The sequence below is a fragment of the Rhodococcus sp. T7 genome, assembly GCF_009872365.1.
GTDB lineage: Bacteria > Actinomycetota > Actinomycetes > Mycobacteriales > Mycobacteriaceae > Rhodococcus_F.
This window is the reverse complement of sequence record NZ_WXYH01000298.1, coordinates 26,496-48,482: the sequence shown is the minus strand read 5'-3', so window position 1 is coordinate 48,482 and position 21,987 is coordinate 26,496. Positions and strand designations below refer to the sequence as shown.

Here is a 21,987-nt window from a genome sequence, read left to right as displayed (position 1 = left end):
ACACAGTGGCCAAGACCAAGACCAAGACCCCCAAAGCGGTGAACATCAAGGTTCTCTCCGACGAGGACCTCGCACGCCTGGAAGCCCGTGAAGCGGCGGCGACCAACTTCGTCAGCAAGAAGGTGCTGGCCAGACTGGTCCAGCGGCAGTACGACCGGCGGGCGAACATCGCGGCGAACGAGCGGGCCCGCTCCGACTCGTCCGACCGTGACGTTCATGCCCTCGACGAGCGCGGCTTCTCCGGTGCCGGCGGTGGCCGGATGGGCGCGATCCTGCCCCCAGTCGAGTTTCGTGGCACCAACATTCAGGTGGCGGGAATCAACCCCTGGGTCGTGGGAGCGAATGCCCCTCTACTGGGAACCCCGCTGGGCCACCACCTGGCACCGCCGCATGCACCGGTGTGCTTCGACCCGCTGTCGGCGAAGGAAGCGAAGGCGATCACCGCTCCTGCCTGCATGATCATCGCTCTCAACGGCTTCGGTAAGTCGACGTTGCTACGCCGGATCGCTCTGGGCGACATCGCCGCTGGTGTGCGCGTGGTGTGGCCGGGCGACGTCAAGCCGGACGGGCGGAAGCTGACCGAGGCCGTGGCTGGTCAGTGCACCGAGGTCGGGTACGGCGGGATCGGCCGGATCAACCCGCTCGATCCCGGTCTGATCGGGGTGGCGATCGCCCTGCTCTCCGGCCGGATCGCCGAACTCGCCCACCGCATCGCACTCGAGAACGACCCGGCGCTGCGGGACGAGCTGATACTCGAGCGCCAGAAGTTGGAGCTGCAACGTCAGCAGACTCAATACGCACTGCATGCGCGCCAGGAGAACATCACCGCCGCGCTGTGTGAGATCGTGCGCGGCAAGCGGCTCGAGGACTTCGAGCAGACGCTGCTCGCGTCGGCGATTCGCCTGCTCTACACCCCGGTAGCGCAGGGAGGTGCGGGGTTCACCTCCGAGCACCCCGCAATCCTCGACGATTTGATCGCACTGCTGACGTCGAACAGTCAGGAACTCAAGGACGACGCGGTCGCCGAGACCGACGAGGAGTATCGGGCCGCGATCCAGGGGTTGCGGCGAACGCTGCGTTCGATGGTGAAGGGCCGCTTCGGGGAGGTCTTCAACGGGCAGTCGACCGTCCGCCTCGATGTCGAGGCACCCTCGATGTGCCTGGACATGTCCAGCGTCCCGCAGGACGACAAGATGATGCGTGCCGCTGTCCTGATCGCAGGGTGGAACGAGGCGTTCGCGACGATCGAAGCCGCTCACGTACGAGCAGACGCCGGCCTGGGACCGAACCTCGCGTTCAACGTGCTCATGGACGAGCTCTGGCAGGTCCTCGCATTGCCGATGATGGCCGAGCGCATCGATGCGCTGCTGCGTCTGCAGCGCGTGGTCGGTGTGGGGATCACGTTCGTGACCCACTCGATCGAGGAGCTGGAGAAGGCCGGCGCTCTGGGCCTGATCGAACGGTGCCGCGCCCGCATCATCGGCCCGGTTCCGTCGGCGGAGATCGAGCGCCTCGAGAAGGTCATCCACTTCTCGCAGATCGAGAAGAGCATGCTCACGAACTGGTCGGACGCCGCAGATCTGAATTCCCCGATCGACCAGAAGACGGCGCGGCGGCGCCAGGCTGCGGAGAAGGTCCGTCTCGCGGCCGAGGAGGCCGGAATCGTGTCGGCCGCGAAACAGGCTCCGGTCCCCAATCCTGTTGCAGCCGGTACGGGGCAGTTTCTGCTCAAACTCGGTGAGGGCGATCGTCCCGGCGTGCCGTTCAAGGTGTGGGTGACCCCGGCCGAACTCGCGTCGGGTATCCACAACACCGACGAGCGTTTGAATGCCGCGGTCAAGGATCGGGAGCATACGGGGTTCGCCGCATGACGCCCGCGCGCCGCCGCTACCGCGTGGTCGACGAGCAGACCAAGGCCGATGCGGTGGCCACGGCAATCAAGTGCATCGAGGCCGGTGACTCGTTCACCGCCTCCTGCGCCGCGGTGGCGGCGCAGCTCGACGTGTCCGAGACCGCGGTGCGCAGTTGGGTCAACGCATCCGGCCGGCGTCCGCAGCCGTCGTGGACGGTCGTGAGTCGGCTGCGCGCCGATCTCGCGGCCGCCACGGAACTCAATCGCCGCCTGGTGAATCGGTACGCCTCAGCCGACTGCGGGATGGGCGCGGCCCAGTAATGGAATCGAAGAACAGCTCACTGCTGATCGTGGTGCTCGCCTTGGTGCTCGGGATTCCGATGTCACTGATCGTTCTGCTGGCCATCCTGTTCCAGGACGAGGAAGAGCAGGCCTCGACGGACTGCCTCGGCGGTAGCGGCACATCCGTGATCGGTGGCGACATGATCGCCCCCGCAGGATCGTTCATCAAGCCGGTCGATCCGACTCTGGTGACGTTCACCTCCGGATTCGGCGAACGCGATGGTGCCCAGCACAAGGGCATCGACCTGGCCGGTCCGATCGGGACCCCGATCTACGCGGCCGCCGACGGCACAGTCGCCGACGCAGGCGAAGCGAGCGGCTTCGGGCAGTGGGTTGTTCTCGACCATGTGATCAACGGGCAGCTGTTCTCCACCGTCTACGGGCACGTCGACACCTACCTCGTCGAGGCGGGCCAGCAGGTTCGCGCGGGCCAGCAGATCGCCACCATCGGCAACCGGGGTGAATCGACCGGCCCGCACCTGCACTTCGAGACATGGCCGGGTGGCCGTACCGGCGGCGCGGCCGTGGATCCGAAGCCGCAGTACGACTCCGCACCTGCACCGGGCGAACAGAGGCCCGGACCAGCCACCCCGAGCCCGGCCCCCTCGGCGCCCGGTGGCGCGGACCTGGCGCAGGCACTGCCGGCCTCGGCCGGGTCCGAACAGAACATGCAGGTCAACACCAAACGCCTCATCCGGGCCCTGCACCTGAGATTCGGGGACCGCCTCGACACCCTCGGCGGATGGCGCGCCGACGGCGGCGGTTTCAACGACCACCCGAGCGGCCAGGCCGTCGACGCGATGATCCCGGACTACAACTCCGGAACCGGCGTCGCGACCGGCGACGCCGTCTTGGACTACGTGATGGCGAACGCCGACTTCTTCCACGTCGACTACGCGATCTGGCGGCAGACGTACTACCCGGCCGGTGGCACGCCGAACAAGATGGAGGACCGGGGCAGCGACAACGAGAACCACTTCAACCACGTCCACATCACCGTCAAGGGCGGCGGATTCGACGAAGCCACCGCACAGTGGGGTTCCCTGCCCGGCGGCAGCGGCCAGGCCACCAAATCGGCCGCCGACTGCACCATCTCCGGTGAAGGCCTCGGCGACACCCTCGCCGCCGGTACCGTGCCCACCGAGTTCGCACCGTGGATCGAACGAGCCGGGGCACTGTGCCCGCAGATCAAGCCCTCCCTTCTGGCGGCACAGCTCGCTGCGGAGAACGGCTTCCAGTACGGAGCCAATGCACCGGTCTCGAACACCGGTGCCGGTGGTCCCGCACAGTTCATGCCGGGGACGTGGGCGACATACGGCAAGGACTACGACGGCGACGGCCGCGTCGACATCAACAGCATCGGCGATGCGGTCATGGCGCAGGGCACCTACATGTGCACGATCGCGAAGACGATCGACGGCTGGATCGCCGACGGATCGGTCAAGGCAACCAACGGCCGCACCGAGCTGTACCTCGCCGGCTACAACGCGGGTGAAGGCGCAGTACAGAGCTCCGGCGGCTTCCCGACCGGGTCGACCGACTACATCGTCCAGACCCGCCCGTACGCCGACAAGATCATCGCCAACGAAGCGCAGTACCGCGCCATCAACAAATAGCCGACGGTAGGTCTCTACTTAGAGACCTCTTAATGTAGAATTGATCTGTTGCAGCATGAAGTCTCCGTATTCGTTCGAACATCCCAATCCTCGCCCACGAGAACGGAAGTCCCCGATGAAAGTGTTGGCACTGAACGCGTTGGTGTCGTGTGTCGGCGGCCTGGCAGCCCTCCGGTACGGCTTGGGCTTGCGGTCATCGGACCCGTACCGCGGAACTTGGTGCGCCGCCTCTCCGAATAGCTCCGGTTACGTCCACTGCGGCGGAATTCCGCATGGGCAACTCTTCGTCGTCATCGGAGGCACGTTGATCGTCCTGACGCTTCTTTCTCTGGTGCTCGTGGTGCTGGAACTTGTTGGCCGGCCGCTCGACTCCTCGCAGCCAGGCCGAACCATGGGAAAGGACGTATGACCATGCGCTTCTCGACGAAACTGCTGATCGCGGGAGTGTTGTCCACAGCGATGGTGCTGGCCGGTTGCGGCTCATCCGGCACCGATGACGAGCCGGTGGGCAGTGACGATCACGTGCACATCGACCCCCTGGACCCGGCGCACCTCGACGCGGACGGCACGGCCGTCACCGCGATGCAGGCAATCCTCTCGTGGCAGCCCGCAGTCGACGAGAGCAAGTCCGATGCGTTGCACCGCGCTCGCCCCTGGCTGGGTGGGGAACTGGCGACCACCGTCGACAACGACAACGGTGCAGCGACTGGTCTTCGACCTGATCGGGAGTGGCTGGCGTGGCAGCAGGCCGGTGACGCACTGACCGCCTCCTGCACCAAAGCCGACAGCACCCCAGCGGCACCGGAAGGAATGCGGACCGTCGTCATCGACGTCAGCTGCCGACAGACCGTGCTGCACACCGCCGGATCGAGCACCCCTCTCGCCGAACAGACCTGGCGCACCACCGTCACCCGGACCGACGACGGTTGGCGTCTGACCGACTTCCGCTACCAGTGAGGACATTAGGGATGAATCATGTGATCGCTCCGGACGATCCAGCTACCCGCCGCAAGTGGGTCCTTGACCATGATCCGTTTGTGACCCGAGGTGAGCTCCTTGACACCCTGAATCAGATCGCGGACTGGCCACTGAGAGTCGGCCCGGCCACGGTATTGGCCGCGCACGGGCTGACCGACCTGGCCGACACCTTGCGGGCGCTCCCGCCCGCCGGCGGACTCATGGAGGAACTACTCGACAACCCCGCAGCGGGAGAAGAACTCGAGACCACCCTGGTTGCCGGGCGGAATGCCCTGCGGGAGCTACTCGACCAGGCGGGACACCCGGCATGGATGCGCGACCTCGACCAGCGCTCGGACTCGGCGGGTATCTCCCGGCTTGTCGCGAGTGTCGCCGCCGATGTGGGAGGGACGCATTGGGTGCGCACTGCCGGGCGGGCAGCAGAAAGCATCATCCTGCTCGGTTGCAACAAGAGGCTCTTCGACAGCGCAGAACAGCGGGAAAGATTCGTCGCAGAACTCGATCTCGGGCTCCGTGTCGAGATCGCATCTCACGCCAGTCTGGTCGATTGGGTCCCCACCGGCACCCGACCCGCCGCCGCCGCCGAATCTTCCGCGCCACCACTGCCCGCTGAGGGGACCGACGATTCTGCACCCGAATCGCACACTGACCAGCAAAGAGACCGGCGGTGGCTCGTCGCCGACGAGATCTTCAGCGCCATCGACCCGATCGTCGCGCAGTCCAACCTCAACGGCGTACTGGCAGAAGCAACCGCCGACTGGGTGCTCCGCTTCGGCCCCGCAGAGGCACTGAGAGCGTGCCGATTCTGGGACGAACACGACATGGTGGCAACGCTGCCCATGGTGACGCCCGAAATGTTCCGGCAGCCCAGCCGACTCCGCCCGCACGTGCGCGCCCTCAAGCGCGCCACCCTCGCACTCGAAGAACGCGAAATCGACCTGTCCCATGCGGGGATCCACCACGACGCGCACCAGCGACTCGCCCCGGCGGGGCAGGCCTCGAGCTTGGCTGTCAAAGCCGACCTGCTCGCCCGTACACCGAGTTCGAAGGCGGGGTACTGGGCCTACCGGCTGCTGTGCACCGCCCTGACCGTCACCGAACTCGACCCCACCACCAGCAGCGACCGCCTTCGGCAAAGCCTCGAACAAGCAGTGAAGAGGATCTGGTTCACCGGCATCCCCGATATGGAGTGGATCGTCAAGCTGGACGTGCTCCGTGACATCGACCCGGACACCGATGCGCAGACCTGGCGTATCTCCGAACCCGCACCAACGCCGCTCGGCGGCTGACCAACTTCCGCTACCAGTAAGGACAACGACCATGACGGAAATGCGTCGCGATCGGCCAAAGGTGAGCAGGAACAATGAGATGGTGGTGCTCAAAGCCATCGCCGTCGCGGTCCCCGCCTCCTTCCTGCCGGTATTCGCGTACAACCTCGGCGGCGGCGAGGAGACGCTATGGCACCCGCTCGGCCTGTTCCTCGATGTGGCCCAGGGAAATCGGGCATGGCCGGGTGGCGCGACCGCAGTACTGATCGGCGAAGTTGTCGCCATCGCCGCGCTCGTGGTGGGCGGGTTCTGGCTGCTCAAGAAGACGGGGCGGCTCGAAAAGATTCAAGAGAAGCGCGCGGAGAAGCGGCTCGACAAGTACGCCGACTCCATGACGGACCCGCGAGACGTCGAGCAGACCAGCCCGGCCGCGGCCGCGGACGAGACGAGGCGGCTTGCACCGACGATCAGCGAGACTCATCCCGGTCACGGCGGCATCGTCATGGGCAACACGGTCAAATCGAACCGCGAACTTCGGATGCCGTGGGAGTGGGTGTGCATCGCGATCGCCGGTTCCCGGATGGGAAAGTCGGCGACCCTGGCGATTCCGGCCATCTGCTACGCCCCCGGATTCTGCCTTGGCACGTCCAACAAGCCCGACATCTACACCCACACCCTCTACCTGCGTAAACAGATGGGGAAGGTCTGGCTCTTCGACCTGGAGGGCGTGACCACCGGCAACCGGCGCGAGAAGGCAACCTTCTGGTTCAACCCGCTGCGCCGCGTCGACGACCTGCCGTCGGCGCGAGTGGTGTGCGACTACTTCATCTCCGCCGCCACCGACGACAATGCCCGGGTCGACGCCTACTTCGACGGCGCCGCCCGGGACCTGTTCGGCTCCTACCTCCTCGCCGCCGCGCTCGCCGGCGGTGATCTTCGGCACGTCGTGGACTGGCTCCGCGAAACACAATCCCAGATCCCGGTGAAGGTGCTCGCCCAGAACGGGTACGCCGATCTCGCGAACACCATGCAGAGCAAGCAGAGCGTCAACGCCAAACAACGGGACGGCTTCTACGACATGGCGCGCCGATTCCTCGCACCCCTGGACGAGCCTCGCTACGAAGAAGCGATCCTGCCGAACACCCGGATCACGATCGGGACGGACAGCGATGGGCGAATCCTCATCACCCCCGGCCGTGAGATCCACGACCTGCCCGAACTCGATATCGACCAGGTCATTCGCAGCACCGACACCGTCTACGCCATGAGCAAGAAGGGAGCCGGATCCGCATCCGCGCTCACCACAGCCTTGGTCGGCGCCATGGGGGACGCATTGCAGGAGTACGGCGCCCAACAGAGCGACGGGCGGGTCCCGATCCCGGCGGTCATGGTCTTGGACGAAGCCGCGAACATCTGCAAGCTGCAGCAACTCCCCGAGTGGCACTCGCACTTCGGATCCCGCGGATGCATCCTCATCACCATCCTGCAGTCACCGTCGCAGGCGAAGAAGGTGTGGGGTGAGACCAACTACGACGCCATGGTCGATGCCTCCAACATGCTCTGGTACGGCGGCAACGTCAACGACAAAGGGTTCCTGGCCTCGCTGTCCGACGAGATCGGCGACCATTTCGTCGAGGTCGAGAACCGCAGCCGCAGCGGCGGAATTCTGGGCAGTGGGCAAACAACGATCAGCACGTCGCACCAACGGGAGAAGATCCTCACCGTCGACGACCTCAAGGCCCTGCCGCAAACTCGGGCCATCGTCACGATGGGCGGCAGCAAGCCGCTGCTGGTCCGCAAGAACTTCTGGGGCAACACACCATTCGCCGACGACATCAAGCGGTCCCTCGCCGAGTGCAAGGCCAGCACCGACCGCGTCGAGCAGAAGGCGCTGCCGGTCGGATTCTCCGATCGGGAGGCGTCGGAGGCACCCACCGGGCCGATCCCACGGATCGCTGCCGCAGCCGACAAGGACCTGATCGAGCTACCCGTTCAGCAGAGCGGCGTCGCGCCGACCACGAGCGTCGACGTAGCACCTGATGCCGTCGACGACATCTTCGAGTCCGAATTCTTCGCGGAAGGAAGGCAGTGATGGTCAATCTCTCAGCAACCGACGACGAGTGGCAGACCGACGACGAGACGGGGTACGAGAACCCCTACGACTACGACCCGAACGCCGCCGACGAGAACGACCCCACCGTCGACGGGGACGATCCCAGCCTCGACCTCGACGAAGACACGGACGCGATCACCGAGGACGAAGACGACGAGCTCGAGGACGTCGAGGCCGACGAAGAGGATGGCGAGCTCGCCGAGATCGAGCCGATGTATCCCACCTACGAGGCGTGGGTAGAAGGATGGTTCACCCAGGTCATCCGCCGGAAAATGGGTCCCGGCGGCGGCGAAAGCGGCCTGGCCTGGGACGCGAGATGGTGGCTGTACCCCGAAGTCGCCGGCCGACTCAAATCCCTCTGGTTTGGATGGGAAGAAGCCCGAGCCTCCGACAAAGCGTCGGCAATGTCGAACTGGTGGATCCACCAGCTCGACCCGCATCTGCGGGTGATCTTCGACAGCGACTCCGGCCCCATGTCTCATGCGAAGCGCGACGGTTCGTTCTCGGGCTGGCCCGCCCTTCCGTACGAGCCCATGCCACCCAGCCTCCGCGACGAATACCCCGCCGACAGCTGAGCTCAGCGCATCAAACTCCTACAGAAGGGTCAGTTGTGCACTGCCCGAGCGACGAGAACGAGGTCGCCATCCACTTCGGTAAGGATGGCGACCTCCTTTTCGTTCAGTCGTGCAGTCGATCGAGGTCACTGGACTGCACGACACAGGTCAGTCGATCACGTTATGAGCGGCACCAGCAACGGCCGCGCCTGCCATGATCGATGCCACCGGTCCACCCGCTGCGAATGCCACTACGGATGCAGCGGCCGTGAGCGCGCCGATAACAACCCACCGCAACGGCAACCCGCCACTCGACGATGGCCGCGGATCGGCCGCTCCCGCCTGAACCCTGTTCCGAAGTAACCTGAACACGTCGAACTCCGATCTCTATTTGGATGCACGAGTGCGACACACGACGGCCTCCGGTTGCGCCCGGGGGTCGTCAGTCGCATTACCGCCGGCTCCCAAGCCGGTCCTTCCAAGCCCCTGACCAGCGGCTCTATGGACAGAGTGCACGACGCACGAGCTTCGCGCCACCTGCCTTTGCTACACTTGCTCGACAGCTTGACCTGACCTTCCGAGACTCTAGGAAACGACGAGATGCAGAGTAGCTTATGACAGGTCAAGGCGTTCAGATCAATTGGTCGAAAATAACTGAAGCGGCAGGCCTCTACGCGTCCGGTACTGAGCTGAGGCAGGTCCAAACCCGGCTTAAGCGGCTTGGGAAACTTGCAGGGCCCATAGAGCACGCCACCGAAGCACTTCGCGGACTCTCAGATGGCAAGCTCAGCGAAGTCCGGATTCGACACGACTTCCTATATCAGGAGAAGCCGCTCGTCGGATCCGACCGGAAGATGCCTTCACGGGCGGAACGCCCGCCAGCATCACGCCTTGTCAGCCCTCGAGGGGCTGCACTCAAGTTGTTCCTGATCGCCCTGTACGAGGCGCAGACGCGTACGAAGCCAGGAAACCGTCCCGACAACACCAGACCGATCGTCAGAAGGGGCCGGTTCGACGTCGGGTGGATCGATCTGGTGGCGTCCGCCGCCGAATCATCGGGCGCAGGCAGAACTAGCCATCGGGAGCTGGAGAAGCGTGCACGCCAGATCCGCGAGACAGTCAAGAAGCTCGCCGACGACGACCATCTGCTATTGACCCTTCCCAATGGAACGAAGAGCACGGGAAACTACGAAGGGTTTCTCCTCAACCACGAGGGCGGGGTCAGTCCACTCGGCACGCCGCCGCCCCGTTACACGGTTCCGGTAGTCAAAGACGCCGACTTCTTCACCGTCCCCGTCGAGTTGTTCACAAACGGCTGGATCTACGCACTTGAAGACACCGAACTCGTCTTTCTCCTCATGGTCGCCCGTAATCAGCCCAGTGACCCCAACACGGCCTTCCGAATCACGGCGGCAGAACGAATCCAGCACTACGGCGTCGGACCACACACATACGACAGCCACAAGCTCCTTGCGCAGATGGGAATCGTCGAAGTAACCGACGACACCCACCGATACCCTGACGGTCGTGTCGCCGACTACAACGGCAACAACGCCTTACCGCACCAACTCCGTTTCACGCCTGATGGCCTCGAGAAGCAAGCGACCGAACCAACTGTCGGGTACCTTGAGTCCCGCGTACCCCCCAGCGCTCGCGTGCCATCCAGCTCGGCCGGCACCGGTGTCGAGCCTGCTGCGCCTGCGTAGATCCAGGTCCAACCATGTCTCGTAGGTCAGTCGTGCACTGCCGGAGCGACGAGAAGGAGGTCGCTACCCATTGCCACGGTCGACGGGGAAGTTTTCCCTAATCCGAGAGCCTTCTCGGATCGGCGGGGTGGCGACCTTTTTCCTGTTCAGGGCTGCTGAGGGTCTGCGTTGCTTATGCCACCGACGGCGATGCCAAAATACAGGCGTGACGACACCAGCGGAGAGACGTCTAGAGCGGATCCTCAGGAAGTACAGCAGCGCCGAACTGATCGATGCCGACTACCTCGAGTTGTACCTTGGCCACCGAAATCCCTTCCAGAGCGGAGATCAGCTCAAGCACGCGTTCGCTTCGATCCACGAGCGACTCGATAGCGAGTTCGATTTCATGAACACCAAGGCGCGCAATGGGGAGTCGGGGCACTTCAACGCCGATAACAGTCGCGAGTTGCTCGGCCTGATCGATGAAGTGCGCGACTTGAAATCCGCGTTGGAGGGGACTGGAAAGGCCCTCACCATCGTGCCGGAGTATGAGCGTGTTCTGGACGGTTCTAAGGGTTGGCTGGTCCAGAGCGGCGGAAGTCTAATCCCCGAGGGTTTTACGCCGGTGGTGGTGGAGAAGTACGACTCGGTGTTCGGGCTAGCGGACACCGCATTGGAACTGGCCGACCACTCAAGGGTCGATCTCACCCTCGTGGGTGAAGGTGCCTACGCGATCGTCCATAAGTTCGTGGATCCGAACTACGACCTCACGATCGCCAGGAAGAAGCTGAAGCGTGGGGCCGACGAGCGGGACATCGCACGATTCCGTCGTGAGTACGAAATCATGAAGGGCCTCGATTTCCCGAACATTCTCAAGGTCTACCGGTACAACGAGGCAGAGAACTCCTACACCATGGAGTTCTGTGAGAGCACACTTGAGCAGTACATCAAGCACCGAAACAACCAGCAGAACTTCGACTTCGGTACCCGCCGAAGGATTGCGCTCCAGTTCCTCTTCGGACTGAACTACCTGCACAGATCACTCATCTGTCACCGAGACCTGAGCCTGAAGAACGTCCTGCTCCGCGCGTATTCCAGTGGGGCGGTCACGGTCAAGCTCTCGGATTTCGGCCTGGCGAAACCGCGCGATTCCGACTTCACGAAGACAGAGACCGAGATCCGGGGAACGATTGTGGATCCCGCACTCGACGCCTTCAAAGAGTTTGAACCAGTCAACGATATCTACCCGGTCGGATTCGTGTTGTCGTACATATTCAGAGGCGTCAAGCAGCTCCTACCGGGTTCCACTCCGCTCGGCGAGATCGTCCAGAAGTGCTCTCACTCAGATCCGAAGCTCCGGTATCAGTCGGTGCTGGAGATCATCGCGGCGGTCGAAAACCTAGAGTTCAGGCCGGAAGGAACTCCGGCCTGACCATCGAGGTGTCGCCCAGATGGTGAACTACACGAGCCGACTCGGCTCATCTCGGGTGCAGCAAGGACTGCGAGTATCCGATCGAGCCCCTTGAACGGGGATCGCGACGGCGATTAATCGTCTGAGACATCACCCGATCGACGCATCTCGTCGTCACGCTTCCAGTACGCGTCGAGCATTTCGCGGGTCCCTGGAGGAAGGTTTGCGGCGCGGTAGAGACCTTCGAGCGATTCAGAGGGAAGGTTTGCAGCAGCGTGGCGCAGAACTCCCGCGAAGTATGCGTCAGATCTAGGTTCTACCTGCGTCTGCCACAGCCAGACGCGACGCATCGGGTCATCAGGGAGCGCCTCGATGGCTGTCACGACTAAGTCTTCCACTGCGCCTTCGGCGCTGATGGCTACACGGCCGAGCACCTGCAGCTTCTTACTGATCACTTCGACATTCCCGACTGAGTCTGTGATCTCGAGATTCGGTTCAACGAGCGTAGTGAACTGGGCGGTCCAGGAGCCGGCGGCACGACGTGCGGCGTCGTTGAACTGCAAGGCGCTCGCCGATCGCGGTAGCGATTGAACGTGTGCTTCGACTGTTCTCGGGGGTAGCGCAGCCTTGCTCGGATCGAGAGGAAAGGTCGCCACCTGCAGCGCGAGGAATCTGTCGAGCTTGGTGGTATCGATCTTGGCGACCAGCGCTTCTCGCTCCTCGTCAGGGAGAGCGGCGAACTGGGCGGCCAGGTGCTGCTCAAGTCGTTCCAGGGTTCGTACGTACAAGACCCGGTCTGATGAAAGACCACGACTGGCAAGATCCTCCAGCAACTCGGGATGTAATGGGTAGGGACACGTGTCCTCCGAGATGGCGTGATTTTTTTCCTGGGGCCGCCCGAAGTCGTTGTGATTGGCGCTGACGAACCAAACCTCGCAATCCGGATGTGAACGCGCGATGTCGAGTACGGTCAGCCAGATCAAGGTGTCGCGGTAACCATCCTTTGCAGACGGCTCACCTTGTGTCCGATCCTGGCGGCGTTCGAAATATGGTGCGCGCCGCTCTGATGCCCGACGCGCAATTTCCAAATGATCCGCGTCATCGGGAACCGGAACCAACTCGGTGTCAATCTGCTTGAGCAGTTCGCGGAGTTCCGTCTCGTAACCGTCCATCTGCTTCTCAATGGCCGCAGACATTTCTTTCAAAGTTGAGGAAAGTCCGAACTCGCCTACACGGAGCTTGTCGACGGCACGCTTCTCCTTGTCCCATGAACGCCGAACAACGTTCACTGCCTCCATCTCTACGACCACTGGGACCTTGAACTGCACATCCCACTCGGAGGCCTTGTCGATCAAACCCCTCCATCCCTTCGATCTCAGCCGGGGGGAACTGACAATAGCGTTGGTGTCAATGACCACGATCGTTGCGCTCACCTGTTCATTCTGCTGGGCAGAAGGGCACCCCGAAGCCAAAGCGGCGGAACGGCCCGCGAGCTTTGTCGTAGCCACGTTCTAGACTGGCCGAGCGACGAGAAAGAGGTCGCCACCCACTGCCATGGTCGACGGGGAGGTTTCCCTGTCGCCCTGATCCGAGAAGTGTTCTCGGATCGGCGGGGTGGCGACCTCTTTCTCTGTTCGGGGCCGCTCTAAACCGAGTGCGCGGCGTCTCGGCGGTGCCCGCGGTCGAGTTCCGACTCCTGCTCGAAGGCGAGTTCGCTCTCTTCGTCGGGCCGCTGTTCGACGTTGAGGAGTTCCTTGATGGATCGGGGGTGGCTGGACATGGCTGCCTTCATCGCGGGGGCGATGCTGGCGGCCAGGTTCGCGAGTTCCTCGTTGAGCTGGGTGAGGTTGATCGGCGAGAGATTGGCGGCGACGTCGTCGTCGCCGGCGACTGGTCCGGCTGCTTGGGCGAGTCCTCGTCCCACCGAGTCGAGCACGCTCTTGGTCTTATCGACCTTCGATTGGCCACCGCTGGCGGATGCATTCTCCGCCGATTCTTCCGCTGCGGTTTCGGGCACGGGCCCGAGCTGAGCTTCGGAAAGCTGGGCGAGCTGGTCGTAGGCGGGAAGCCCCCGCGCGGCGACATATCCCAGTGCGACAGCAGATGCTGCGTCGAAGACGCGGCGATCGTTGGTCGTCTCTCGCTCGATGCGCTCCTGGTCGGCGACCGCGAGTTCTTCCTTCGTTGTCTCGTTGGCGGCGTGGAAGAGGACCGCGTTTCGGCGTTCGTGCTCGCGCAGGGAGCGCAGCCGTGCGTCGTTGTCCTGGACGAGTTTGTTCAGGCGTTGGGCGTTGGCCGAATCCGCGCCTTCGAGGTGGCGTGCCGCGGCGGCGGCGGCCAGGACCTGGATTCGGGTCTGGTCGATCGGTGCCCCGCGGTAGACGCCCAGCACCTCGCGGATCGGTTTGGGGCGGGCGACCTTTTGGCCGGTTCGATGGCGTTCCTCGACGTCGGTCAGGAACGCGGCGATGTCGTTCACTCGCTGATTCGGCGGCGGTGCGGCGCGCTGCTTCGACCGTTTCGTCTGGTTGTCGCGGGGTCTCGCCACGATGGGATCGACACGTACTCCGTCGTCGACCGCTCGTGTAGGGGTGGGGGCGGGTTCCTTAGTGAGTGCCGGCGAGTGTGCGTAGTCGTCTGACCAGTCCGGTTCGTCGGCGGCTACCTGTTCACCGTCTTCGCCTGTTGCCCAGGACGGGTCGAGGTCGAGTTGCTCTTGCGGTTCGAGCGAGCCCGCGTCGGCCGCCGCGGATTCGTTGGATCGGCCGGAAGTCGGTTGGATGCCGGCCTCGCGGTTGTCGGGCTCCTGATCGTGGTACTCCCAGTCTCCCGAGGGAGTTCGTCGCGGTACGCGTAGGCGTCGCGGTGCGTCGAGGTCGAGTTCCTCCTCGTACCCGGTCACCTCTTCGGAGTCGTAGTTCCGTTCGGCCCAATCGGCTTCCTCGTCCATGCGCTGCTGGTACTCGTCGGTGGTTCGGTCGATGTCGGCCAATGTCTTCTCCTCCTCGTTTCCCCCCTCGCTGGTAACGGCGAGGATGTTCAGTGCTCAGCTACAGCTCCGGCCCTCGATCGTGTTCCTCGTCGTAGGGCGGTTCCTCGTCATAGGGCGGCGGCGGTTCCTGCTCGTAGATGGGCGGTGCTTCTTGCTCGTAGATGGGCGGTTCCGGGTCGTTCTGCTGCTCGGTGACCTGTGCGGTCCGGCGCCGCGGTCCTGCTGCGCTGCTTTCGGTCCGTTGACGTTGTTCTGCCTCGATGAGCTTGAGCCGCTTCCGGTCGGTGGCGAGCGACTTTTCGAGTCGCGCGATTCGCGTCTGGAGCTGCCCGAGCACCCGCTCGTCCGTCTGCTCGGCCCGCTGGCGGCGTCCGTGGTTGGCGCGGTTCGCGGCCGCCGATGCTTCGATCGCACCCCATCGTCGTTCGGACGGCGCATCCGCTTCGGCGGCCTGCCGGGCGGCGCTGGCCTGTTCGATCTGTTCGGCGGTGGCGGCGGAATCGCGCTGGATCCGGTCATGGATCTCTCGGGCGCGGCGCACCGCGAGGATCTTCTGCTCTTCGGCCTCGATCTCAGCGATGACCGAATTGACCGCGCCTGCGTTGGATTCGTTGGTCGCACGATCAAGTTCGTGCTTCGCCGATCCGAGCATCTGCCGTGTGTCGGAGATGCGACGGCGCGCGGCCGCGGCGGCGGTGTTCAGCTCGTCGGTGGCGTACGCCGAGTAGACACTGGCCGCCTGGCGTGGCGCGGTGATCTGCTCGATCTGCTTCTTCACTGCCTCGGTGCGGACCTCATTCAGTGATGCGAACGGGTCTGCAACGTCGTCGCCTACGTTCCACAGAATCCGTGAGACCGCGACCTCAGTGGCGGTGCTGTGGAACAGGGCTTGCTTGCGTGGATCGGTACCGGGGTCGCCGAGTGCTGCGGCCCATTCCGCGCCGCTGTCGATCGCCTTCTCGATGTAGGTGTCGACGTAGGCGTGCATCTGTTCCTGGTGCTGGCGGGCGTAGGCGGCGAGGATCTTGTCCTCGCCGGCCGCGGCCTCGGAGAGGAGCGGAACGCGGTATCGGGCAACAGTGTCCGTGCGGCGACGGGGCAGCATTCCGGGTGCGGTTGCCTTGCCGAGCGCATCGGCCATGACCTTGCCGGGGGTGTTCTTCTCGTCGTCGAGCTTGCCCTTCTTGCCGACCGCCCGCATCACATTGGCGGCGTCGGTGAGGAGCTGGCGGGTGTCCCAGCCGAACGTCTCTGACTGTGCGACGGTCTCGACGATCTTGTCCCAACCGCCGAATGTGTGGACCCAGGTGAACTGTTTGTCGGTGAGGATTTCGTCCAGCAGCGCGGCGGTGTGTTCCTCGTACAGGGCACTGACGGCCGCGATGTAGCCGTCCTTGATGGCGCCGAACGACTCGGCGTGAACGCGGGCCTCTTCGATCATCTGGTGCGCGGTGCGCTGCGATCCGTCGCGGGCCAAGATGCCCTTGATGACCCCGAGAGCGCCGGGATGCTCATCGGGTCGATGCTCGAAGTCCCAATCGGGGAGTTCGTCTTCCGCCGCGTAGGCGATGTTCTTGCTCTTGCCTCGTGTCATCGCGACGTAGAAGCCCTGCCGGTCCATCCCCGCGGAGGTCAGGACGTGGCAGGACCCGACCGTCATTCCCTGCGACCGGTGGACCGTGGCGGCATAGCCGAGTTGGACGTTCTCGGCGATGTAGTCGGAAGCGACGACAACGCGGCCGCCGCTGGCGTGGTTCTCCAGGCGCAGTGAGCCGTCGGCGCCGATCTCGACGATGGTCCACAGATCACCATTGTTGACGCGTCCGGTGCGTTTGCCCCTGTCGTCCTTCACGACGTACTTGCTGTTGTTCTTGCGGGTGACCACGACGTCGCCGACCGCCCCTTCGAGCCCATCGGCGAGCACGATCCCGGGCCCGGTGACGGTGCCGTTGTCCCGGTAGTACGCGGTGGCTTTCAGGTTCAGTTCGCGCACCAGGTCGTTGGTCGGGGCGACCATGAGGGTGACCTCGTCGTCTTCGACGTCGGCGACGTAGGCGTTGAAGACCTTGTCGGCGAGCTCATGAGTCATGGCCGACTGAATGCGGTCGTTCTCCTCATACCACTCGATCGCGCTCTCGTCGCCGTCGCGGAGCATCAGGCTCGCGGCCGCTTCACCCTCGGTGCGGAATCGGTGGATCTTCGACAGGAACGGTGCAAAGGTGCGCTCGGCCAGATCGCGAAGAACACCGCCGGACTCCACTGAGGCCAACTGCTGGTGATCGCCGAGAAGGCGCACCACGGCCCCGGCATCCGCCGCGATTCGAGTGAGGTCGGCAAGGTTTCGAGCCGATGCCATGCCGGCCTCGTCCACCAAAAGAAGGTCTCCAGCGTCGATCCCAGTCGGGACGCCGTGCTTGTCGCGGGTCAGGATGTCCGCGATGGTGCGGCCCTCGACCTCGATTTCCGATCCGAGAACTTCCGCGGCGCGGGCAGATGGTCCGAGTGCGATGACCTTGCCGTTCGTCTGTTCCCATGCTCGGGCGACCACTTTGGCGGCGGTGGTCTTTCCGGCGCCCGCGGCGCCGACGGCCACGGCGACCGTCTTCTTGGCGGTGAGGAAGTGCTCGATCATCGCGATCTGATCGGTTCCGAGGTGGAACCCGTCGATCTTCGATTCCTTCGCGACGGCCTTCTCGATCTTCCGGATCTGGCGCCGGATGACACGATCCGCGACGGTCAGTTCGCTCGCGGCGTCGGCCTTGCTGCGCATGAATGACTCAGCGGCGAGGACCGACTCGGAGGTGTAGCGCATGGTGGTGCGGTCGACGGTGTGCAGTCGAACCAGACCACCTTCGATCTCCTCGGACAGCTTGTCCGGGGCAACGTAGATCTCGGTGAACACGGGGATGCAATGGTTCTTCACGAGGGTGTCGACGGCCGCGCGGACATAGACGTCCAGGTCGAGGTCGTCGGCGAAGCTGAACGCTCGGGCTTGCCTCTGGACCTCGGCGGTGAGGCTGTAAACGGTCCAGGTTCCGACCTTGCGGGACAAGTCTTCTTCGACGGTGCGGATCAATTCTGGGAGGTCGGCGGGGCCGAACGGAGGTCGGTTGTCGTGGCCGGTCTGTGCCTCTTCCACCAGCTGCTGGGGTGAGGTGTCGACGATGATTGCGCGTGCCCGCTCGTCCCACTCGGCCCGCAGTTCTGCCATCGACCGGGGCGGGTTCTTCGCGTTGCGGGTGTCCAACGTTGCCTGCTGCGCTTGTGCGAACTGGACCTTCTTCGGCGGATTCTTGCCGTGGCGGGCGGTGTACTCGCGGGCCAGTTCTGCCTGCCGGTCCACGATGGCCTGACGGCGCGAGAACTCTTCGATCAGCGCCAGTGGGATGCCTTCGACTTCGTAGACCGGCTGCTTTCCGGCAGGGGTGTCGGCGCGTGGTGCGAAGCTCACGCCGAGGCTGCGTGCCACCAGATCCGCGACTCGGGTGTTGTACCGCTCGGACGCTGAGACGGCCGCACGGTAAAACATGCGGCCGTCGATAGTGGTCCACTTACCCTCCGCGTAGACCCGGTTCAGGACCGCGCAGTGAGTGTGCAGGTTCGGGTCGCCGACTCGGTTGTCCCAGTGGTCGAATCGGGCGATGAGCAGACCCTCGGCCTTGACCATCCGCGTTCCTCCGGCGCCGCGCCGGGTGTAGGTCAGTTCGTCCTCGACGTACCCCAAGGTCTCGTCGACGGCCTGGCGGTGCGCCGCCTCGATGACCTCCTTCACGCGTGGATCGCCCAGCCCCCACAGCAACGAGACTGACTTCATGGGCGTGAAGACGAGGTCGTAGCCCGCGACTGGCTGCCGCATCTTCCGGTAGCTGTCGGCGATGAATTTCGTAACCTCAGCGTCGCTCAGCAGAGCTGCCTTGTCGCCCTTCGCCTTCCTAAGATGGCGCACCGCGACGTCCCACTTGATGGCATCCTTCGCCGCGGATTCGGGAAACTTCCCGGTCGCGCGCTTGTAGTCGTTGCACCGATCCACGACCTCGTGGACGTACTCCTGCGAGGCGGTGAACCAGCTGAACGGCCGCCCGAGCGCCGTTGCGGCGGACCAGTCATAGCGTTCCTGCTGCGAGGCCGTCACCGGCGGCATCGTGGCAAAAGCGTTCGGAGTTCGCGCTGCGCCAAACGACGAACGCATGGCACTTTCGGTAACTGTGTCACCGATGGCGACTCCGGCTCGCGCCGTAGCTTTCCCGTACCAACGCCCGGGCGGGGTGCCCTTGGCGTTGTAGTAATCGATGACGTCGCCCTTTTTCGACTCGGTCGCGTCACCGGCCGCGACGTGGTTCGTCAGGTACGTGTATCCATCCCCAGCTGAGAGCTTGTGGATGGTCATCATGGCGACCATTGTGCCAGGTGGCACCTTTAGTGCAAGAGGTGTGTAAAAGATTTTGTCCCTGCCGCAGGTAGGGACTGTTTATACGGTGCCGTCAGAATCAGTTTCTTCTCGCCGGAGGCGAGGGTGTTAGGTAGTTGCTCGCTCGAACGGTGAAGGTGTCGCATCGCTTCGGGTTTTGATTTCACAGATTGCTGCCTCCGTGTTGCGCCCTCCCCCGAGGGTGTCGAGCCGATACACTTCGCGCCATGGCCACCTCATCTGAAGCGGCGGCGATCCGCTCCCGCAGACTGCACACCGTCAAGAACGTCGATGCGAACGTCAAGGCAGCACGACAGCGCGCGCTCGAACATCAGAAGCTCATCGAGGAGTTGGCGAAGCCGCTGAACGCGGTGTCGGAGAAGCTCGCCGACCTCGACCATGAAGGGGACGCGGTCCTGGCTGCAGGTGCTCGCCGCATCGAGTCGTTGAAGAGCGGGCTCGAGAAGAAGATCGAGAAGCTCAAGGCAGACACCGCCGCGAAAATCGAACAGACCAAGAAGGACACGGAGACCAAGCTCGAGGAGCTCCAGAACTCGCAGCGCGAGTCCGAAGACGCGCTGCTGCTCGAGTACGCACAGGCGATCGTGCAGTTCTCACACGGCGGATCGAACGCCGACCTCGCCACCGTCCTCGGCATCACCCAGAAGAAGGCGAAGGAACTGGTCGCATCGTCGACGACCGAACTGAAGAAGGCCGGTATCGCCGCCCCCCAGACCACCGAAACCGCGGCCGCAGCAAAGACGTCGGCGCCGTCCACGAAAGAGCCCGAAGCCCCGGCGGAAGACAAGGACGAGGCTCAGGTCGCACCAGTCGACTCGCCCGCCCTCGCCTCGGCGTGACGATCGCACCCGGGGCTGAAACTTTCGGAAGGCTAGACCGTGACCCTCTACGACGTGTTCCCGTGGATACAGCCCGTGTGGCAGGGTGCGATCGACCTCTGGCTCTCGCTGTGGTGGCCGGGGTCGATATGAACGACATGGACCGGCTAGGTCGATCGGACCGGACGGCACAGGCGCAGGTTCGGGTGATCGGTGATTGAAGAAGTCGAGCCGGGGTTGTGGCCTGCAGAAGAATCTGACGGCACCAGCCCCGGCTCCGTTGATGTTCCGGCCGGCACTCGCCGACGGCGCTCCGTCGATACGACACTTGCGCCGAACGCGCGCGCGATTGCACTGTTCTGGTCGAAGGTCGTGAAGTCCCCGACGTGTTGGTACTGGACTGGGGCAATCAGCGCGCCGGATGGGTACGGACGATTCAACTACCAACGCGACAACCGCCAGCGGACGGTGCTCGCGCACCGCTTCTCGGTGGAGCTGGTGCACGGTCCGATGGACGACGGGGTCGTTTGCGAGCACAAATGCAACGAGCCGCTCTGCGTCCGTGTGCACGCGGATCATCTGGTGCAGTCGACGTACTCGGAGAATGTTCGTTTCGCGATCGCGCTCGGCCGGTTATCCGGGCACACACTCCTCGATGGGAGTGGGCGGTCTCGGGTCGATCGCTCACTCGCAATTCGTGATGCACTGAGGCACGGCTACAACGAAGACGCGGTGCTTCGCGCAAAGACTGATCCTGGCCCCGATCAAGATGTTTTGTTTTGAGATAGCAGGCCCGGCCTCACATCGGATTCACAGATCGCCTATGACCTCGAATGACGACGGTCGAGTTGGTATTTCAAATCCTTCGGGCCAGATGGTTCCTTCATCCCAGATAGCTGCCATGAGACTTCGTTCGGACGAATCAATTATCGCCGTCCGTAGGTCGGCGCCAGACAGATTCGCATTTATCAGCCATGCGCGCGTCAGATTGACCTTGTGAAGTCTCGCGCCAGATAGATCTGCGCCGCCCAGTCGTGCGTCGGACAGATTGGACTCGATCATGAACGGCTTGCGTGTCAGCTTCACGCGGTGCATCTTCGCACCAGAGAAGTTCGCACCTGCAAGGTTGGCATGGGATAGATCCGCACCCTGAATCTCAGCACCGGAGAAGTCGAGTCTTGCCAGTTTCATGTCCGCGAGATTCGCCCCCGACAGATCGACTCGTAGCGATCGATTGTTGTTAAGTCTGTCTACACTTCGCCACTTCTGTCCCTGTTCCCGCCACTGCGGTGCCCGGTCTCCCAGGACCATCGCAATAGAGGTGCGAACCGAAAATTCACCAGCATCGAACACACGCTGATCCGGACCACGCGAATCCTCATCGAGCATCCGCCGATTAGCACGGAGGTATGAACACAACAGATTCACGCAGACCTGTATCTCTGAGTACGCGAGTTCCTCCTGGCTCGTCGATTCACCGAATCGAATCCAGTCATCTGCAAGGGCAGCGAGTGCGTAGGTCCCGGCCTCGCGAATTGCGGGGCTCTCGTCGGCGAGCTGGCTGGCCGCAGTCGTGTAACGCTTTCGAAGATCAGCTTCTCTGTCACGCTCGCTCGTGTCCTTGTGATGTTCGGTGTCCAAGGCACGGCTCTTCTCGCCGTTGTGAAAGGCAAGATAGCCGGCTCCGATGGCCCCAGCTCCGGCGAGCGCCGTAGCGATAGGTTGAGCGGCGATGTCCCACAGTTGGGTACTTCCAGGAACGGTAACGACTCGGCCAGCAAGGTAACCGAAGCCGAGTCCCACAACACCTACACACGACGGAAACACAAATCGCGCGACTCGCGAACGCCTTGCTTCCTCCACCTCACCCACACCACCTTTCAACGACCTTTCTCCTGCTGCTGTGGATGAGTCATGCGACATTCCGCC

General features: G+C 63.6%; 15 protein-coding genes. 11 read left to right on the top strand and 4 right to left on the bottom strand.

Translation table 11 applies throughout. The annotated features are described in order from the left end of the window. Positions 1-5: 5 nt before the first annotated feature. From MLGJGCBP_RS23920 to MLGJGCBP_RS23880, 9 genes are all read left to right on the top strand, one after another. Positions 6-1,871: an ATP-binding protein gene (locus tag MLGJGCBP_RS23920; RefSeq protein WP_160098577.1), complete on the top strand. Its 1,866-nt coding sequence runs from the start codon at positions 6-8 to the stop codon at positions 1,869-1,871. After that, a complete protein-coding gene (locus tag MLGJGCBP_RS23915; protein ID WP_160098575.1) occupies positions 1,868-2,173 on the top strand; it encodes a hypothetical protein in 306 nt (101 codons plus the stop codon). The genes MLGJGCBP_RS23920 and MLGJGCBP_RS23915 overlap by 4 nt, the downstream gene beginning before the upstream one ends. After that, a complete protein-coding gene (locus tag MLGJGCBP_RS23910; protein WP_160098573.1) occupies positions 2,173-3,810 on the top strand; it encodes a M23 family metallopeptidase in 1,638 nt (545 codons plus the stop codon). The genes MLGJGCBP_RS23915 and MLGJGCBP_RS23910 overlap by 1 nt, the downstream gene beginning before the upstream one ends. Before the next feature lie 405 nt (positions 3,811-4,215). After that, positions 4,216-4,767 carry a hypothetical protein gene (locus MLGJGCBP_RS23905; RefSeq protein WP_442972121.1) on the top strand — a complete coding sequence of 184 codons (552 nt, stop codon included), beginning with the start codon at positions 4,216-4,218 and terminating at the stop codon, positions 4,765-4,767. Positions 4,768-4,847: 80 nt separating this feature from the next. Next, positions 4,848-6,077 (top strand): hypothetical protein, encoded by a 1,230-nt coding sequence (locus MLGJGCBP_RS23900; RefSeq protein ID WP_160098571.1) that lies wholly within the window; start codon positions 4,848-4,850, stop codon positions 6,075-6,077. 79 nt (positions 6,078-6,156) lie between these two features. Beyond that, the gene (locus MLGJGCBP_RS23895) at positions 6,157-8,148 is read left to right on the top strand and encodes a type IV secretory system conjugative DNA transfer family protein (RefSeq protein ID WP_160098569.1); all 1,992 of its coding nucleotides are present in this window, start codon (positions 6,157-6,159) and stop codon (positions 8,146-8,148) included. Beyond that, positions 8,148-8,744 (top strand): DUF4913 domain-containing protein, encoded by a 597-nt coding sequence (locus tag MLGJGCBP_RS23890; protein WP_160098567.1) that lies wholly within the window; start codon positions 8,148-8,150, stop codon positions 8,742-8,744. The genes MLGJGCBP_RS23895 and MLGJGCBP_RS23890 overlap by 1 nt, the downstream gene beginning before the upstream one ends. Positions 8,745-9,337: 593 nt before the next feature. Beyond that, complete coding sequence (locus MLGJGCBP_RS23885; protein ID WP_160098565.1) at positions 9,338-10,429, top strand: hypothetical protein; 1,092 nt, start codon at positions 9,338-9,340, stop codon at positions 10,427-10,429. Positions 10,430-10,634: 205 nt separating this feature from the next. Then, complete coding sequence (locus tag MLGJGCBP_RS23880; RefSeq protein WP_160098563.1) at positions 10,635-11,840, top strand: protein kinase family protein; 1,206 nt, start codon at positions 10,635-10,637, stop codon at positions 11,838-11,840. A 113-nt stretch (positions 11,841-11,953) separates the two neighbouring features. Here the strand turns inward: MLGJGCBP_RS23880 and MLGJGCBP_RS23875 are convergent, their stop codons facing one another. From MLGJGCBP_RS23875 to mobF, 3 genes are all read right to left on the bottom strand, one after another. Continuing rightward, complete coding sequence (locus tag MLGJGCBP_RS23875; RefSeq protein ID WP_160098561.1) at positions 11,954-13,252, bottom strand: PIN domain-containing protein; 1,299 nt, start codon at positions 13,250-13,252, stop codon at positions 11,954-11,956. Positions 13,253-13,464: 212 nt separating this feature from the next. After that, the gene (locus MLGJGCBP_RS23870; RefSeq protein ID WP_160098559.1) at positions 13,465-14,811 is read right to left on the bottom strand and encodes a hypothetical protein; all 1,347 of its coding nucleotides are present in this window, start codon (positions 14,809-14,811) and stop codon (positions 13,465-13,467) included. Between the two features lie 58 nt (positions 14,812-14,869). Continuing rightward, a complete protein-coding gene (mobF, locus tag MLGJGCBP_RS23865) occupies positions 14,870-19,210 on the bottom strand; it encodes a MobF family relaxase (RefSeq protein WP_160098557.1) in 4,341 nt (1,446 codons plus the stop codon). A gap of 236 nt (positions 19,211-19,446) precedes the next feature. Between mobF and MLGJGCBP_RS23860 the strand changes: the two genes are divergently transcribed. After that, positions 19,447-20,079 carry a hypothetical protein gene (locus MLGJGCBP_RS23860; RefSeq protein WP_160098555.1) on the top strand — a complete coding sequence of 211 codons (633 nt, stop codon included), beginning with the start codon at positions 19,447-19,449 and terminating at the stop codon, positions 20,077-20,079. A gap of 192 nt (positions 20,080-20,271) precedes the next feature. Beyond that, entirely contained in the window at positions 20,272-20,841 is a 570-nt protein-coding gene (locus tag MLGJGCBP_RS23855; RefSeq protein ID WP_160098553.1) for an HNH endonuclease, read from the top strand. 27 nt (positions 20,842-20,868) lie between these two features. Here MLGJGCBP_RS23855 and MLGJGCBP_RS23850 read toward each other — a convergent pair whose 3' ends face one another. Continuing rightward, a complete protein-coding gene (locus MLGJGCBP_RS23850) occupies positions 20,869-21,861 on the bottom strand; it encodes a pentapeptide repeat-containing protein (protein WP_160098551.1) in 993 nt (330 codons plus the stop codon). Positions 21,862-21,987: the final 126 nt, after the last annotated feature.

What these genes read in the sequence shown, in the direction of transcription:
- MLGJGCBP_RS23905 (WP_442972121.1), top strand. Translation starts at nt 4,216, where the DNA reads ATGACCATGCGCTTCTCGACGAAACTGCTGATCGCGGGAGTGTTGTCC.
- mobF (WP_160098557.1), bottom strand. Translation starts at nt 19,210, where the DNA reads ATGGTCGCCATGATGACCATCCACAAGCTCTCAGCTGGGGATGGATAC.
- MLGJGCBP_RS23910 (WP_160098573.1), top strand. Translation starts at nt 2,173, where the DNA reads ATGGAATCGAAGAACAGCTCACTGCTGATCGTGGTGCTCGCCTTGGTG.
- MLGJGCBP_RS23915 (WP_160098575.1), top strand. Translation starts at nt 1,868, where the DNA reads ATGACGCCCGCGCGCCGCCGCTACCGCGTGGTCGACGAGCAGACCAAG.
- MLGJGCBP_RS23890 (WP_160098567.1), top strand. Translation starts at nt 8,148, where the DNA reads ATGGTCAATCTCTCAGCAACCGACGACGAGTGGCAGACCGACGACGAG.
- MLGJGCBP_RS23895 (WP_160098569.1), top strand. Translation starts at nt 6,157, where the DNA reads ATGGTGGTGCTCAAAGCCATCGCCGTCGCGGTCCCCGCCTCCTTCCTG.
- MLGJGCBP_RS23885 (WP_160098565.1), top strand. Translation starts at nt 9,338, where the DNA reads ATGACAGGTCAAGGCGTTCAGATCAATTGGTCGAAAATAACTGAAGCG.
- MLGJGCBP_RS23860 (WP_160098555.1), top strand. Translation starts at nt 19,447, where the DNA reads ATGGCCACCTCATCTGAAGCGGCGGCGATCCGCTCCCGCAGACTGCAC.